Origin of the sequence: Acinetobacter sp. ANC 7912, assembly GCF_039862785.1 — a bacterium.
GTDB classification, from domain to species: Bacteria; Pseudomonadota; Gammaproteobacteria; order Pseudomonadales; family Moraxellaceae; genus Acinetobacter; species Acinetobacter thermotolerans.
In genome coordinates this window covers 2,161,203-2,176,681 of sequence record NZ_CP156795.1, presented here as the reverse complement: position 1 = coordinate 2,176,681, position 15,479 = coordinate 2,161,203, and the positions used below count along the sequence as shown (strand labels likewise).

The following is a 15,479-nucleotide window of genomic DNA, read 5'->3' as shown; positions in this document are numbered from 1 at the left end:
AAATAAAAATCTTGAGTAATTAATCAAATTATGACAAATTAGAGCAAAATAATTTAAATTTCGCCAGGATAGGCGATGTTTTGAATAAAAAATAAAGAATTTAAAAACAGGAGAAAGTCATGCTCAAGAAGAGCTTAGGCATTGGTTTGCTATGCATGATGGGGCATGCTTACGGTGCTGACATTGTTGTTACTACGACTGAAGATATTGTTAAGGATGATAAGGAATGTTCACTTCGTGAAGCTATTGAATATGTGAATCTCGGTTTGGCCAAAGAAGGTTATATGGGCTGTGGTGGGGAAAATTCAACAGCAAATATTTTACTTACAGATAAAAAAAACTACCTCCTGAATAAACATATAGAAATTAAAAAATCTCTAAATATTAAGTCCGTTGATGAAGATAGTAATGTAGTGACAGACCGTAACCGTGTTCAAGGTCTATACAATGCACGCATTAAGATGAAGGGAAAGGATAATATTTTCCGTATACTAAGTGGAGATGACTTTGTTTCAGTGACATTTAAAGAACTTGATTTAGAAGGGTGTGGGCAATCAAGTTGTGCTGTAGAAGGGGGGATAGTCTATAACAAAGGTAAGGCAACATTTGAGTATGTGAAATTAAGCCACGGCAATGCATCTAAAGGTGGTGCGATTTATAATGTGGGTAATTTCGGAAATTATCTAGGTTCCATTGAGGTTCGCAGTAGTTTAATCATTGAAAATGAAGCGACCGAAGGTGCTGTGCTCTATAGTGAACATCCGAGCTATTCAATTCAACAAAGTGTCATACGTAAGAATAAAACGACTGCTTCAAACAGTGTAAACATATTTACTAAAGCCCCTTTTTCAGCTTTAAATCCTGATGATTTACGAGTAGGCGCAGCTCGTATTGTAAGTAGTACTCTGGTACAAAATACAGGAAATATTTTAAATCTGGTCGATGGTATTATAGCGAATAATCTTACAATTGTTGATAACCAAGGTGCAGGGGTGCTTTTACAAGCACCATATGCTAAGGCATATCTAGCAAATAGCATTATTTTAAAAAACCATCAGGACTGTGTTTTTAATAATGATAAATCTTTAATACAAAATAACTTGACTAGTATAAGTTGTGGTGATGGTAGCAATGAAGCACCAAACCAAATTTATAAAGGGACACAACTAATCGCAACTAAAGATGGTAGCAGTCAAGGTAGCTGTTTAAGTTTAAGAGAGAATAATCGTTCAGAATTGTGTCCATTTGAAACAGCTGAAAATACATTTTTAGGTTATATGCGTCCCCGTATCTTATTAAATTATAGGTCAATTAAAGAATCACCAATTGTGAATGCTGGTAGTTCAACAATAGCAGAAAATGTATTATCTTGTGAGTCTTCCGATCAACGAGGCACGAACCGGTCCTTTAATAATGCAGAATGTGATAGAGGTGCGATTGAAATTATAGTCCCAACATCTGGTCAGTTGACAGGTCAGGATTTAAAAGCTGGAGAAATTGCAAAATTTTCTATTGCAAAATTTTTAGGGGATAGCGATCTGATTCCCAAAGAAGAATGTAATTCCATTATTGGTAAGAATCCAAATAATGAGCCGTGGCAAGATGGTTGTTTGCGTATAGTACAAACCAAAACTCCATCAAAAGGGTCAACACAAATCGATATTCATGGCAATTTAGTGTATACCCCAGATTCGGCTTGGCATGGTGCAGATATTTTTGAAGTGCAAGTAGTTACGAGTTCGACACGCTTTAACGTCTCAAAACCATATTTACCTATCACAACACAAATTGTGCAAGAACCCGATAATAAATTTGAAGATAAGACAGTAAAAACATCGGGCGGTTCATTAGGTATATTGGGAATACTAGGATTACTGAGCTTAATTAGCTTACGTGGTTTGCGTAAAAATTAAGGATAAAATAATGCAAAATTATAAAAAAGGAATATTAGCGCTAGCTGTAGTTTCGGCAATGAGTTTGATGGCAGCTGAGGATAAAACTATTCGGGTCACAACATTGGTAGATGAAGATGGGGAAAATGCCAGTGCTTGTTCATTACGTGAAGCAATTAAAACTGCAAAATTAGACAAATCATATGGTGGTTGTAATGTTGGTCGCACACTTCGTTTAGATGGAAGTGCACCTGACCAAATCCAGCTCAAAGCCGGTACTTATAAAATTGACCGTGAACTCGTTGTTGAATCTGCAATCAACATTTATGGTGAAAGCGCATTTAATTATACAGAGCGTAGCCCAATTACCCTACTTTATCCAAAAAAAGAAGCGCTTAAAACAGTCATTGATGCACAAGGCAAATCCCGTATTTTTAATACGGTTGAAAGCCAAGCTGCTCTAAATGTTTATCAGATTTCTATCCGAAATGGACGAGCTGTCAAGAATTCAAATGTAGTCAATAGTGGAAATGGTGGTGCTTTATATGTTGCAGGGCCACTTGGTATTTATAGCAGTGAAATTATCGGTTCATCTGCCGATGTGAATGGCGGTGCCATTTATGCGATAAGTCAGAATGGACAAAAGACAGTTACCATTAATGACAGTCGTATTGAAAAAAACAAGGCTCAACAATTCGGCAGTGTATTTGCAATGGAATGTAGCGCCAATTTAGCAAATACAGAGTTGGGGTTGCAGGTATCCAATTCAAGCCTTATTCGTAATGGTGCACTATCAGATCAAAGTATTTTTGATTTCTGTGGTTACGCTACAAGCAGTTTCTTAAATTCGACAATTGCTCAGAACCAGACAGGGGGCTATGTATTTAATTTTGTGAATAGAGCAGATAAACCCCTTCATTCAAGTTCTAATTTAAGTTTAAGCAGTAATACCATTGTTGAGAATACTGCGAAATCAGTATTGTTCTATGACAACGTCGGTGCAAAGCTTTTAAGTTATAACGTGCTCGCGTATAACGCTGGAAAATCTTGTGAATATGCTTTAAATGGAGGCAATCCAAGTCTAAATCAAAATATTCTTTTCGCACATGTGCAAAATGCTTTCGAATTAACAGGCAAGTCTCAATGTGTATTACCAGAACGATCATCAGAACAGACTGCAACGCAGCTTATTGACTTATCTGCTGTCAGCATGAGTAGTGTACTCAGTAAGTTCTTGGAACCTGCGGTAGATAATCGATATCTTGGTATTTACTATCCACGTGATAATAAAACGGCAAATGATTTAGTGGATGTGAAAGGCGAAGGTTGTGAAGCAACAGATCAACGTGGTATCAGCCGAGATGTAGGTATGTCTCTGAGATTGAACCCCGATCAGGCCAATAGCTGTGAGATTGGTGCGGTTGAAATACGTAATTTAATGGCAGGTGATGTTGAAGACTTAAAAAATTCATCACATATAGAGCTGATGGACTTTTATCAATCCAATATCGATGAATTGGAAGCATTAATTGAAGATCAAAATACACCAAAAGAAGAATTGGCAGGATTAAAAGAGGAGCTAAAAGAGTATCAGGATCTCAAATCCTATACGGAGAAGTTCCGAAAATATCGTGCAATTTATATTGATCCATTTAAACAGTCGACTTTACAAGAAGCTTTTGATGGTTCAAACATTAAAGTTACAGCATTAAATGCCTCGAATTATAATGTAAGTACGAAAGTACTAGGTGTGGGTGCACTTGCAGGTGAAGGGAATTCCTTAAAATTAGATGGCTATGAGGACCCTGCGCTGAAGTGTGAATGGAAAACGGGCCTTAATCGTATAATGATGTATCGTACGGATGGCAAAGTTACCAGTGCAACCGATCAGGAATTCTGTACTTATACCTTAGTTGATAAAAATACCAATGCGAAAAGTTCAGGTGTTCTTGCAGCATCTTTTGTCAACATTGCACCGATTGCAAAAAATGATTTTTACAAAATTAGCCCTGATAGTGGTTTAACGATTACAGTTAATCCTTTAGAAAATGACAGTGATGAAGGGGATGGTGATCGTAGCACAGCACAAGGAAAGCCAGCCTTTTATAAAGACAAAGATGGTAAGGAAATTCCAATCCGTATTGTCAGTTTACCTTCTGGTGTAACTTTGAAAGCTGAGCGTGAAGGGCCATGTCCTGGTGACTATCAGCGAGAAACTTGCTATGGCGGCAAGCTTACTTTTAGTGTAAATAATAACCTGAGCCAGTTTAGCTATAGCATGGACTATAATGTCTTTGATGCAGATGAAATGATGTCAAACACAGCAACAATTGTATTAGAGAATACTGCAAAAAATACGAATACTTCATCTAGTGGTGGCGGCTCATTTGGCATCTGGGGATTATTTGGATTGTTGGGCTTAGCTGGATATCGTCGATTCAAAAATTAATATAATAATATTAAATAAAAAGCCTCCAGATGGATAATGCCAGTCAGTTAAGCAAATATTAGTAAAATGTAGTAAAAATGAGTGTATGTAAATACGCTCATTTTTTTTATGACTTTATCTGAAAATTTAGATTGCACCCTTCAACATTCTTTACCTTCACTTAGCCATTTTAGTGAATTTATTGATTTCAACTGGATTGAGGAAAGTCTGAATCAAACAGGTAAGGCATCAATTAGAAGAAGGAAGTTACCCGCTGAACATGTGGTATGGCTTGTCATTGGACTCGCTTTATTTCGAAATCAACCTATCGGATATGTCGTAGAACAACTAAAACTTGTATTTGGTACAACAGGATATTGTGTTCCTAGCGCAGTAGTACAAGCACGACAACGTTTAGGATCAGAACCTTTAAATGCGCTATTTTCTTTACTTAGCCAAGCCTGGTTTGAAGAATCTCAGCAGCAATACTCAAACTTTCACGGTCTGAGTGTGTGCGCTGTTGATGGTGTTGTTTGGTCTATGCCTTATACAGATGAGAATTTTGCACACTTTGGTTCATCTAAAGGAAAAACTGCTGATGCTCCTTATCCACAAGTGAGAGCAACCTGCTTAGTAAATACCGCGACCCATGAAATTATAGATGCTCAAATAGGCAGTATGGATCAAGGTGAACTCACACTGGCAAGCCAATTATCTCCTTGTTCACACAGTATTACCCTATTTGATCGAGCCTATTTCTCTGCAGATTTTCTCATCGGGTGGCAAAAACGTGCAGAAGAAAGTCATTGGCTTATGCGTGCAAAAGATAATTTACGGTATGAGATTGTGGAGCGTAATTCGCAACATGACTTTCATATTAGAATGCCGATATCAACAAGAGCTAAAAAACTTAATCCAGCCTTAGGAGATTATTGGGAAGCACGTCTCATTGAGGTTGAGCAGGCAGGTAAGATTAGACGTTATATCACTTCACTAATAGATTCAAAGAGATATCCATTATTAGCTTTAGCAAAACTCTATGCCCAGCGTTGGGAAATAGAAATGTGTTACCGAGAAATCAAGAGTAACTTACAGGAAGGGAAGCATTTAAGGAGTAAACAACCTACCTTGATTTATCAAGAGTTATGGGGAGTCTTTATTGCCTATAATATTCTAAGAAGACAAATGAAATATATGGCTCAACGTGCAAAAGTCAGTCCTTTGAGAATGAGCTTTCATATTACCTCTATTGCTATCCTTAACCTATTGAAGTTTGATTCTTTGGCTTCCGCAGGCAATTTGCCTAAACATCTAGAAAGTTTAATGGAAAAATCTAAAAGGTATGTTTTACCGAAAAAAAGAAGTAGAAACTACCCACGAGTTGTGAAAGGGAAACCACAGAAATACCCAAAAAAATGCCAGTCAATCTCTTAACTGACTGGCATTACTCCAGATGGAGGCTTTTTTATTACTTATTTAGAGGGAGATGAATTCTATAAATGAAGATAAATGTAAGCATCCGGCTAACACAGCCTTACCAAGCGATCCTATAAGCCTTAATTTAGTCCCCACTTAAAAACAAGTGGGGACTAAAATTTATGACTACAAATCACCAGACATCCATCGCATCTCTTGCGAAAAAACGAAGAACATACAGTGCTGAATTTAAACAGCAGATCGTTCAGGCTTGTAAAGCACCGGACGTTTCAATTGCTTCGGTCGCTTTGCAACATGGATTGAATACAAATCTTGTATCCAAATGGATTCGCTTAATTGATGGTAAGCCAGGGAATGATCGCTCACCACTACCGAATAAACCTGCATTTATTGCCTTATCTTGCTCTGCACCATTAGATCCTACTCCTGCTGACATGTTAACGGTTCAAATTACTTTACCCCACTCAAAAGTAGAAATTGGCTTGAAATGGCAAGTATCAGAAATATCTGCTTTAGCAGAATTACTCAAGGCACTTGCAACATGATCCGCATTGATGAAATCTGGCTTTCTACCCAACCTCTGGATATGCGAGCAGGGATGGATACTATCATGGCTCAGGTGGTGAGAGCCTTTGGCTACATCAAACCGCATTGTGCTTACCTGTTCTGTAATAAACGTGGCCATCGCATGAAAGTACTGGTACATGATGGACTGGGCATCTGGCTGTGTGCCCGGCGGCTGGAACAGGGCAAATTTCACTGGGCTCAAGTTCACCAAGGTGAAACCGTGGCCCTCAGCCCGGAACAGTTACAGGCACTGATCCAAGGTTTGCCCTGGCAGCGCATTGGACGACAGCAGGTGGTGACGATGCTTTAAACCAGGCTGTTCCATTCTGCTATTCTCCAAACGTTCTATTTCATTCTTCTCATGACCTCAGGCATACTGCGGTCATGAATACGCTGCCTGACTTAAGCCAACTGACCCATGAACAACTGCTGGAATTCACCAGGCAGTTGGCGCTGCAGCATCAGTCTCTGGCACAATCAAACCAGCAATTAGATGCCAGAGTTCAACATCTTGAAGTCACCAATCAGCAATTAGATTCTAAAGTTCAACATCTTTCTATTCTCAATCAAAAATACGAGCATGAACTCGCACTATTTAAACAGCACAAATTCGGCAGTAAAAACGAACATCTCACTGCAAAACAAATCCATCTCTGGGATGAAGCGGTCGAAGAAGATATTGCAGCCGTTGATCTAGAATTAGAACGATTAAATGCAGATAAAACCGATGCAGCGACACACAAAGCCAAAACCAATAAACCTAAACGTCGACCACTGCCAGATCATCTACACACCATCCGTATTGAGCATGAACCTGCATCAACCCAATGCGCTTGTGGCTGCCAACTCCGTCGTATCGGCGAAGATGTCAGTGAAAAACTGCATTTCAGACCGGCACAGTTCTATAAGGAACAGCATGTCCGTGGCAAATGGGTCTGTGATCAGTGTGACACCCTGACTCAGCAAGCGATGCCCGCCTATGTGATTGATAAAGGCATTGCTTCACCTGAACTGCTCAGCCATGTGTTGGTATCGAAATATGCCGATCATTTGCCGCTGTACCGTCAACGTCTGATCTATCAGCGGGCGGGAATCGAACTTTCTAGATCAACTTTATCTGACTGGATAGGTCGCTGCGGTGTAGAACTGGAACCTCTGGCCAATGCCTTAAAAGAGGTGGTACTACAACAGCAGGTGCTGCATGCAGATGAAACACCGGTCACCATCATGCGGATGGGTGAGAATGATAAAAAACCGAAGAAAGGTTATGTCTGGGCCTATGCCACTACACAGTACAATCCAGTTCAGGCAGTGATCTATGACTTTCAGGATAGTCGTTCAGGCCAGCATGCTGCAGAGTTCTTGAAAGGCTGGCAGGGCTATCTAGTCTGTGATGATTACAGTGGTTATAAAGCACGCTTTAAATCAGGCCAGGTCATAGAGGTGGGCTGCATGGCCCATGCACGTCGTAAATTCCATGAACTGCATGTGACCGGGAAAAGTCAGGTCGCTGAACAGGCATTGGTGCTGATTCAGAAACTGTATGCGATAGAAGCAGAACTCAGGAAAAAGACCGATGGTACAGCGGAAGACCGCCGCGAATACCGACAACAGCATAGTCAACCAGTGATGCAACAACTATATGAATGGCTCAACCAATATCATCTGACAGTGCCATCGAGTTCTCCCACCGCCAAGGCGATCAATTACACTCTGAAGCGTTGGCCAGCTTTAAGCCGCTATCTGGATGATGGCAATCTACCTATTTGCAATAATTGGGTCGAGAATCAGATGCGTCCCTGGGCGTTGGGGCGCAAGAACTGGCTGTTTGCAGGTTCGCTGCGCAGTGGTCAGCGAGCGGCAAACATCATGACGTTAATCCAGTCAGCAAAGCTGAATGGCTTGGATCCGTATGCCTATTTAAGTGATGTGCTGAAAAGGCTGCCGACGCATAAAGCGACCCAAATAGAAGAATTACTACCACATCGCTGGAAACCTAAATCGAATTAAAAATTGGTATGGGATTCAGCGGACGCTTACAGATAAATTAATGCTCAGTAACTATAAGATGTTTGTTGATATACTCTTCTCGAATAGCCTGGCGCTGTTCTGGAGAGGCTTTTTGCATACGTGATGCCAGTTCTCTACGTTCATGGGTGCTCATGCGCTGCCAAGTTTCACGCATTTTCTGTTTTTCAGCTTCAGGTAGCTGGGTAAACCAGTCCATGCGTTGCTGCAGGTTTACACTTTGTTGTGCTGGAAGTTCTTTCAAAGTTTGATAACGTTTGATTAATGCTGCCTGTTCTGAATCAGATAAGCTATCCCAGGTTTCACTGACTTGTGTATTGGCATCTTTAGAAAAAATCCAGAAGCGTTCGAAGCCTGCAAAACTAGTTTGCAGAAAGCCAAAAGCACAAAAAGCAATCGCCAGTTTCTTAGCTGCCATGTGGCACCTTGTCCTCACCTAAAACCATGAGCATTTCCAAGTCCTCTACCATTTGAGGAGAAAGCTTAGGAGTGGAAACAACCTGAGTTTGAGGTTCATCATGAGTGGCAATATTCGGTAATACAACTATGCCAGCAATAGCCGCTGCGAGAGCAAAGCCCGACATTTTCAGAAAGGCAAAACGGGATTCTTTAGTGTCCTGAATTTCTTCAAGTACACGGTTCATCACAACAGCTTTGCCCTTGTGCTGTTGTGCCATACCATCAAGTTTGGAAGTTACTTGCTTTAAGAAATCATCTTGATTCATTCGGATGACCCTCCCAGAAATGGATCGAGGTGTGCAAGTGAGGCACGTAGACCTTGGATTGCACGGTGATAGTGGGTTTTTACACTGCCTTCGCTGCAGTTCATAATCTGTGCGGTTGTGTGGGTATCAAAGCCTTCCCATGCCCGGAGCATAAAGGCCTGTTGTTGACGGACAGGCAACTGTGAAATTGCCTGTTGAATTTCTTCAGCAGTCACAGCCTGATCCAGAAATTCCAGAGGTGAAGGCGTAGTTTCATCGACGAGATCATCGAGTTCTGACTCATCATCTAGCTGAATTTTCTTGAAAAAGGAAAATGGCTGAGCACGACGGGCTTCTTTCCGCCGCCAGTCCTGTAACTTGTGATTCAAAATGGTGTAAAACAGCGGATACCATTCTTCGGTCGAACGGTCGGCATATGATTTATGCAGGGAAATGAAGGCTTCCTGAACCAGATCCATGGCAATGCCATGCTGGCCTTGAGTGGCACTTTCCATCATCACTAAGGCACGACCCGTCACATCCTGCATGAAATTCTTCAGGCGTGACTCAGCCGTACTCTTAAGAGTACTCGCATCTTGAGCCTTCAGCTGTTTTGGTGCTAAATCCATAGAGATGGAAAATCCCGTCATTGGATACCCACCATTATTTCCAAGTACATATTCATATAACGTTAGAAATAATGGTTCGGTTGACATTACACATGATTATTTTTCTAGTGTAATCTATTTTTTATACAGGTCGCTGAGAAATACAATAAAGTAACTGAAAATGCAGGTTTAGATGCGTTGACGGACCATTTCAAAGAAGCAGATGGAACCGGCAATCGCCACATTCAGGGATTCCTGACCACCTGGTTGTGGAATGGTCACGGCTTCTGCGTGTTCTAGGGCATAGTCAGAAACGCCTTGGCCTTCATTGCCTAAAATCCAGACACAAGGTTTACGCAAGTCTTTACTATACAGGCTGCTAGAACGGTGTGAACTGGTCACATAGACTGGAATTTTGAAATTATCTAATACATCTTTAAGTTCCACATTTTCAAAGCATTGCAATGAAAAATGCGCACCCATCCCGGCACGTAACACACGTGGCGACCATAGTGACGCCGAACCTTTGGTGCAGATGATCTGGTCAATACCCGCAGCAGCAGCAGAGCGGAGCAGGGTGCCGACATTGCCTGGATCCTGTACGTTTTCCAGAATTAGGGTATCCGCCGTGTAATCGACTGCTTGGCTAGAACTTGGAATATCGACAATCGCCATACAGGCCAGTGAAGTACCGAGGGTACTCAGGTCCTTATAAAGTGATTCGCCAATCACAAAAACCACACCGGTGTATTTTTGCAGAATGGTGTCAAAGTCTGGATGTTTCAGGGCATTTTCTGTCGTGAAAATAGAGTTAATTTTCTTATTTTCATGTAGCCATGCAAGACACAGATGTGTACCTTCCAGTACGGTTTGTCCTTGTTTTTTTCGATACGAATTCTGCTCAATCAGCCCCCTAAGGTGCTTGATTTTCGGATTGTCTTTGGATTCAAGGAAGATAGTTGGCATGGGAGAGAAGTCCACGGCAGTCAGTAGCGTACCAACTGCCGTTTAAAAAGATTAATTGTGGTAGCTGGTTACAAGATCAACTTCGTTTTTAGAACCGATGATCACAGGAACACGCTGATGCAGCTCAGATGGCTGAATGTCCAGAATACGCACACGACCAGTCGTTGATGCACCGCCAGCCTGTTCAATCAGCATACTCATTGGGTTTGCTTCATACATCAGACGCAGACGACCGGCTTTTTTCGGATCTTTAAAGTCGTATGGGTACATAAAGATCCCGCTACGGCACAGGATGCGGTGAATATCACCCACCATACATGCAACCCAACGCATATTGAAGTCTTTTTCACGTGGACCAGTTTTACCAGCCAGCAGTTCGTCGATATAGCGTTTTACTGGAGCTTCCCAGTGACGTTGGTTTGATGCATTAATCGCATATTCTTTAGTATCTGCAGCAACCTGAACGCCTTCAGCAGTCAGCAGGAATTCTTTGGTTTCAGGATCAAAGGTGAAGAACACGGTACCTGCACCGACAGTCAGCGCCAGCATGGTTGAAGGGCCATACAGAACATAACCTGCAGCAACCTGATTTACACCGGGTTGCAGGAAGTCTTCAGCCTGAGTCACCGCATTTTTTGCCGGCAGGATCGAGAAAATCGTACCGACACACATATTGATGTCGATGTTGCTGGAACCATCGAGTGGATCAAACAATACTAGATACTGACCATTTTCCTGAGCAGTAGTGAATTCATCCAGTTCTTCAGAAGCTAGGCCACCAACGTTTGGATGCACTTTTAATGCATTGATGAGATAGTCATTAGAAATAACATCCAGTTTCTTCTGCTCTTCACCTTGCACATTTTCATGCTGAGCACTGCCCAATACACCAGCCAATGCACCCTTTTGTAAAGCCTGATCAATTGACTTACAAGTATTTGCTATTGTTTCAATTACTTGTGCAAGTTCAGGGGTGAGATTCCCAGTTTTATTCTGTAAAAATTGGGAAAGGCTGAGGTTAGACATGTCAGGAAAGCTCCGAATCAGGATTTATCAGAATGATAAAAATGTTATTGCGTCATATTTTAGATGAGAACGGAGTAAAAGAAAAATTAAACTGCGACTATTTGCTATGATTTTACACTTGCAACTCGGCTAGAAAATGCTATGTTGATGGAGAAAGGAAAATATCGGTACAGGAGCACAAAGATGACGACATTAAAATTTGATGCGACTCCAACGCCAAGCGAAGCCATTAATTTAGACGAAATTTCTGAAGAAACGATGAAGGAAGCCTGGAAGGCTTACGAGGCTAAACCGGAGTACAAAAAGTTCAACAAACATGACATGATTGAATCGCTGCAGCCCAAAAAAGAAAATGCAGTAAAATAATCATTCAAAATTTTCAACATCCATAAAAAAGCACTCATTGGTGAGTGCTTTTTTATTTTCTGACTGAAAATGCTTATTTCAGCAGAGGTGGTACCGCTTCGTAGTTAATTTCTACACGGCGGTTCTTCTGCCAAGCGCTTTCGTCATGGCCTGGATCAACCGGCATTTCTTTACCATAGCTTACCGCTTCCAGTTGGCCCGCATTCACACCGGTGGTGATCAGGAAGCTTTCTACAGCCTTGGCACGGCGTTCACCGAGTGCCATGTTGTATTCACGGGTACCACGTTCATCGGTATGGCCAGTTAAAGCCACACGTGAGTTGGCGTTAGCCATCAGGAACTGTGCATGTGCTTGCAGAGTACGGATGTCTTCATTTGACAGTTCGCTGCTGTCATAGTCGAAGTACACCACACGTTTTGCCAGGTAAGCTTTATTTTCAGCAGTCACACCTTTAGAAGATGCACCAGCCAGGCTTTGTGCATTCAGGGCTGCATCTTCACTTAAGCCTTGGGTATCAACAGTGGTTGCTGAACCTGGTGCAACGTCACCAGTTTGAACTTCGGTTGCAGGTTTACGGCTGGCACAGCCGGTCATGACCAGTGCAGCAGTCAGTAATGGAAGTGCGAATAGTTGTACTTTTTTCATCTTCATCTCCATGAAGTTTGATTAATGTTAAAGCATGAAATTATTTTGGTGCCCAAGCTGGTTCACGAACTTCACCTTGTTCGCTAGGCAGGTTCATACGGAACCGGCCGTCCAGTGACATGATCGATAACAGACCACGTGAACCTTCACGAGTGGCATACACCACCATTTGACCATTCGGTGAGAAGCTTGGCGATTCATCCAGACTGGTTGGAGTCAGGATATTATTCACGCCTGAGTTCATATCTTGGATGGCAACTTTGTAATTGCTACCGCTAGGACGATGAACTAATGCAAGTTTCTTACCATCAGCACTTAAAGAACCACGGGCATTGAACGCACCACGGAAGGTAATCCGTTTGGTGCTACTGGTATTAAAATCGTAACGATAAATCTGTGGTGTGCCACCGCGGTCTGATGTGAAGATGAACGATTTTCCATCCGGCGCATAACGCGCTTCAGTATCAATGGCTGAGTCATTGGTCATGCGTTTCAACTGACGGGTTTCCAGATTCATTTCATAGATTTCAGGATTGCCATGCATCGATGCGGTGAACAGCATGCTCTTGCCATCTGGTGAGAAACTTGGTGCACCATTCAGGCCACGGAAGCTGGCCAATTTTTCACGTTGACCGGTTGCCAGATTCTGCAAATAAATGGCTGGGCGCTTAGTTTCAAATGAAACATAGGCAATCTTTTTCGCATCCGGTGTCCAGGCTGGAGACAAGATTGGATCACGTGAAGTCAAAATGGTTTTTGGCTGTTCACCATCTGTGTCAGCAATTTGCAGGGTATAACGCTGATCGGGAGTTGCAGGGTTACGCAGTACATAAGCGATACGGCCACTAAAATCACCCGGAATGCCGGTTAATGCTTGGAAAATCGCATCACTGATCATGTGGGCAGCCTGACGGGTACGGGTTGCCGGAACTGTCAGCAGTTCATTTAATAAGTACTGTTTTTTCTCGATGTCATACAGCTGGTACTGGATTTCATATGAGCCATCAGCATTGGTCTTGGAAGAACCGGTCACTACATAAGGTACACCGGCTGCAGCCCAGGCATCCGCATTCGGGTTATTCAGGCTCGCTGTTGCCGGCAGGTTTTTTGAAGCACTGGTAAACTTGCCAGAACGGTTCAGGTCATTTTCCACAATTGGATAAATGCTCTGGTCTTGACTAAACGGGACAATCGCAATCTTCGGCGCCGCTTCCGGTGCTTTGGTAATTTCCAGATGTAATTGCGCCTGAGTCTGGGTGGCAGTGATTGAACCCAGAGCAGTGAATATGGCAAGGCAGAGTAGGTGTTTACGCGTTTTTTCCATCATTCGTTATTTACTCAAATCAACGGATTTATTCTGAATATGATTGCGTCACATCATCGCATGGATTTCATAAAAATAAACTATCCAGCCATGATCAAACTGTTATAACACTGTGAAAAGTGAATATTATTTTGCCGCTTTTCACTGCAGTTTATCTTAAAAAAGCAAAAGCCATAACCGTTTTGCTGGTTATGGCTTAAATTTTTATTGTGCAGTGAAGGTAGAGGTGAAACTCCGAGCTTCACGGCGTGCATCCGGATCGGACGGCATTGGGTATGGTGCAGCAGCACGAACCGCAGCTTCCACACTGGCTTTCATGTCTGGATCGCTGGCATTGACGATTACAGAAACCACGGAACCGCTGTCACTCAAGGTCACTCGGGCAGTGGCCTTCTGACCGGAAGATCCCGCTGGAATATCCCAGGCACGTTTAATCTTGTTCTCGAAGTCGCGTTTTGCACTGGAGGCGATGCGTTTAGCTTCAGCCTTTTTGTGTGCAGCTTCTTCAGCAGCTTTTTTAGCGGCAGATGCTTTGGCTTCGGCTTCCGCATGAGTCTTTGCCTCAGCATCTGCTTTACGTTTGGCCTCGGCTTCCGCCGCAGCTTTACGTTTGGCATCCGCATCGGCTTTGGCTTTTGCCTCTGCAGCCGCTTTATTTTTCGCGGCAGCATCTGCTTTAGCTTTTGCATCTGCTTTTTTGTGTTTCGCTTCAGCTTCAGCAGCAGCTTTTTTCGCAGCATCCGCTTTTTGCTTGGCTTGTTGTTCAGCCTTATGCTTCGCTTCCGCATCTGCCTTAGCTTTTGCCTCAGCAGCCGCTTTTTGTTTTGCGGCAGCATCTGCTTTAGCTTTTGCATCTGCTTCGGCCTTGGCTTTGGCCTGAGCGTCAAGTTTCTGTTTGGCTGCTAAATCGGCTTTACGTTGTGCTTCGAGGCGAGCTTTTTCCGCAGCATCTGCTTTTTGCTTGGCCTGCTGCTCAGCACGACGCGCGGCTTCCTGCTCAGCTTTAGATTTTTGTGCTGCCTCGGCTTTTGCTCGAGTGGCTTCCTGTTTAGCCTGTTCCGCAGCTTCGGCACGTTTGGCTGCTTCGGCAGCCTGCTGTTCAGCTTTCTGTTGCGCTGCTGCAGCTGCCTTGGCTTCCTGGATAGCCTTTTGGGTATCCACTTTTGGTGCTGGTGGCGTTACAGGAGGAACCTCAGCAGGCGCAGTGGTTGGAATTTCCGGTGCTGCTTCCGGTGTTGGTTCAGCAGTCTGGGTGATCTGTTCTGCGACATTTTCATGCGCAGTTTCATCAAATTCAGTTTCTTCACGTGTGACCGGTTTCAGGTCTTCCGGATTGACCAGGATGGTTTTGATCTGCTTCGGTGGTTGAGGCGGTTTACTCATGCCCAGATAAAGCAATCCCACCACAGCGATTGCATGGATGCCGATGGTAAATCCGATTGCAAGCGCTTTCTGTTGAGAAGGTGGCTTATTGAAATCTTTCATAT

General features: G+C 42.8%; 15 protein-coding genes. 7 read left to right on the top strand and 8 right to left on the bottom strand.

Translation table 11 applies throughout. From position 1 onward, the window contains the following. Nucleotides 1-119 precede the first annotated feature (119 nt). The 6 genes from rbtA (at nt 120) to tnpC (ending at nt 8,334) form a co-directional block, all read left to right on the top strand. A complete protein-coding gene (gene rbtA / locus ABEF84_RS10775) occupies nt 120-1,913 on the top strand; it encodes a rhombotarget A (protein WP_034582663.1) in 1,794 nt (597 codons plus the stop codon). A gap of 10 nt (nt 1,914-1,923) precedes the next feature. Beyond that, nucleotides 1,924-4,341: a CSLREA domain-containing protein gene (locus ABEF84_RS10770; protein ID WP_034582660.1), complete on the top strand. Its 2,418-nt coding sequence runs from the start codon at nt 1,924-1,926 to the stop codon at nt 4,339-4,341. A gap of 108 nt (nt 4,342-4,449) precedes the next feature. Next, entirely contained in the window at nt 4,450-5,754 is a 1,305-nt protein-coding gene (locus ABEF84_RS10765; protein ID WP_347456315.1) for an IS4 family transposase, read from the top strand. A 164-nt stretch (nt 5,755-5,918) separates the two neighbouring features. Further along, nucleotides 5,919-6,302 (top strand): IS66-like element accessory protein TnpA, encoded by a 384-nt coding sequence (tnpA, locus tag ABEF84_RS10760; RefSeq protein ID WP_347454818.1) that lies wholly within the window; start codon nt 5,919-5,921, stop codon nt 6,300-6,302. Further along, nucleotides 6,299-6,634: an IS66 family insertion sequence element accessory protein TnpB gene (gene tnpB / locus ABEF84_RS10755; RefSeq protein ID WP_171455698.1), complete on the top strand. Its 336-nt coding sequence runs from the start codon at nt 6,299-6,301 to the stop codon at nt 6,632-6,634. The genes tnpA and tnpB overlap by 4 nt, the downstream gene beginning before the upstream one ends. 74 nt (nt 6,635-6,708) lie before the next feature. Continuing rightward, nucleotides 6,709-8,334, top strand: a complete 1,626-nt coding sequence (gene tnpC, locus ABEF84_RS10750) for an IS66 family transposase (RefSeq protein WP_347454819.1) — start codon at nt 6,709-6,711, stop codon at nt 8,332-8,334. A gap of 37 nt (nt 8,335-8,371) precedes the next feature. Here tnpC and ABEF84_RS10745 read toward each other — a convergent pair whose 3' ends face one another. The 5 genes from ABEF84_RS10745 to ABEF84_RS10725 form a co-directional block, all read right to left on the bottom strand. Continuing rightward, a complete protein-coding gene (locus ABEF84_RS10745) occupies nt 8,372-8,770 on the bottom strand; it encodes a DUF3106 domain-containing protein (protein WP_034582657.1) in 399 nt (132 codons plus the stop codon). Next, nucleotides 8,760-9,077, bottom strand: a complete 318-nt coding sequence (locus ABEF84_RS10740) for a hypothetical protein (protein WP_034582654.1) — start codon at nt 9,075-9,077, stop codon at nt 8,760-8,762. The genes ABEF84_RS10745 and ABEF84_RS10740 overlap by 11 nt, the downstream gene beginning before the upstream one ends. Further along, nucleotides 9,074-9,685 (bottom strand): RNA polymerase sigma factor, encoded by a 612-nt coding sequence (locus ABEF84_RS10735; protein ID WP_034582651.1) that lies wholly within the window; start codon nt 9,683-9,685, stop codon nt 9,074-9,076. The genes ABEF84_RS10740 and ABEF84_RS10735 overlap by 4 nt, the downstream gene beginning before the upstream one ends. A gap of 168 nt (nt 9,686-9,853) precedes the next feature. Continuing rightward, complete coding sequence (locus tag ABEF84_RS10730) at nt 9,854-10,630, bottom strand: RNA methyltransferase (protein ID WP_034582648.1); 777 nt, start codon at nt 10,628-10,630, stop codon at nt 9,854-9,856. Nucleotides 10,631-10,681: 51 nt separating this feature from the next. Next, nucleotides 10,682-11,656 carry a class 1 fructose-bisphosphatase gene (locus ABEF84_RS10725; RefSeq protein ID WP_034582644.1) on the bottom strand — a complete coding sequence of 325 codons (975 nt, stop codon included), beginning with the start codon at nt 11,654-11,656 and terminating at the stop codon, nt 10,682-10,684. Between the two features lie 183 nt (nt 11,657-11,839). Between ABEF84_RS10725 and ABEF84_RS10720 the strand changes: the two genes are divergently transcribed. Beyond that, complete coding sequence (locus tag ABEF84_RS10720; RefSeq protein WP_034582643.1) at nt 11,840-12,022, top strand: NF038105 family protein; 183 nt, start codon at nt 11,840-11,842, stop codon at nt 12,020-12,022. A gap of 73 nt (nt 12,023-12,095) precedes the next feature. Here ABEF84_RS10720 and pal read toward each other — a convergent pair whose 3' ends face one another. The 3 genes from pal to tolA all read right to left on the bottom strand — a co-directional run bounded on the left by pal (nt 12,096) and on the right by tolA (nt 15,477). Next, the gene (gene pal, locus ABEF84_RS10715; protein ID WP_034582642.1) at nt 12,096-12,668 is read right to left on the bottom strand and encodes a peptidoglycan-associated lipoprotein Pal; all 573 of its coding nucleotides are present in this window, start codon (nt 12,666-12,668) and stop codon (nt 12,096-12,098) included. Nucleotides 12,669-12,708: 40 nt separating this feature from the next. Beyond that, nucleotides 12,709-13,992, bottom strand: a complete 1,284-nt coding sequence (gene tolB / locus ABEF84_RS10710; RefSeq protein ID WP_171077647.1) for a Tol-Pal system beta propeller repeat protein TolB — start codon at nt 13,990-13,992, stop codon at nt 12,709-12,711. A gap of 204 nt (nt 13,993-14,196) precedes the next feature. After that, entirely contained in the window at nt 14,197-15,477 is a 1,281-nt protein-coding gene (gene tolA, locus ABEF84_RS10705; RefSeq protein ID WP_347454820.1) for a cell envelope integrity protein TolA, read from the bottom strand. Nucleotides 15,478-15,479 lie beyond the last annotated feature (2 nt).

Bases quoted from the DNA above. Each gene is read 5' to 3' on its own strand.
- rbtA (WP_034582663.1), top strand. From the start codon at position 120: ATGCTCAAGAAGAGCTTAGGCATTGGTTTGCTATGCATGATGGGGCAT.
- ABEF84_RS10770 (WP_034582660.1), top strand. From the start codon at position 1,924: ATGCAAAATTATAAAAAAGGAATATTAGCGCTAGCTGTAGTTTCGGCA.
- ABEF84_RS10765 (WP_347456315.1), top strand. From the start codon at position 4,450: ATGACTTTATCTGAAAATTTAGATTGCACCCTTCAACATTCTTTACCT.
- tnpA (WP_347454818.1), top strand. From the start codon at position 5,919: ATGACTACAAATCACCAGACATCCATCGCATCTCTTGCGAAAAAACGA.
- tnpB (WP_171455698.1), top strand. From the start codon at position 6,299: ATGATCCGCATTGATGAAATCTGGCTTTCTACCCAACCTCTGGATATG.
- tnpC (WP_347454819.1), top strand. From the start codon at position 6,709: ATGAATACGCTGCCTGACTTAAGCCAACTGACCCATGAACAACTGCTG.
- ABEF84_RS10745 (WP_034582657.1), bottom strand. From the start codon at position 8,770: ATGGCAGCTAAGAAACTGGCGATTGCTTTTTGTGCTTTTGGCTTTCTG.
- ABEF84_RS10740 (WP_034582654.1), bottom strand. From the start codon at position 9,077: ATGAATCAAGATGATTTCTTAAAGCAAGTAACTTCCAAACTTGATGGT.
- ABEF84_RS10735 (WP_034582651.1), bottom strand. From the start codon at position 9,685: ATGGATTTAGCACCAAAACAGCTGAAGGCTCAAGATGCGAGTACTCTT.
- ABEF84_RS10730 (WP_034582648.1), bottom strand. From the start codon at position 10,630: ATGCCAACTATCTTCCTTGAATCCAAAGACAATCCGAAAATCAAGCAC.
- ABEF84_RS10725 (WP_034582644.1), bottom strand. From the start codon at position 11,656: ATGTCTAACCTCAGCCTTTCCCAATTTTTACAGAATAAAACTGGGAAT.
- ABEF84_RS10720 (WP_034582643.1), top strand. From the start codon at position 11,840: ATGACGACATTAAAATTTGATGCGACTCCAACGCCAAGCGAAGCCATT.
- pal (WP_034582642.1), bottom strand. From the start codon at position 12,668: ATGAAAAAAGTACAACTATTCGCACTTCCATTACTGACTGCTGCACTG.
- tolB (WP_171077647.1), bottom strand. From the start codon at position 13,992: ATGGAAAAAACGCGTAAACACCTACTCTGCCTTGCCATATTCACTGCT.
- tolA (WP_347454820.1), bottom strand. From the start codon at position 15,477: ATGAAAGATTTCAATAAGCCACCTTCTCAACAGAAAGCGCTTGCAATC.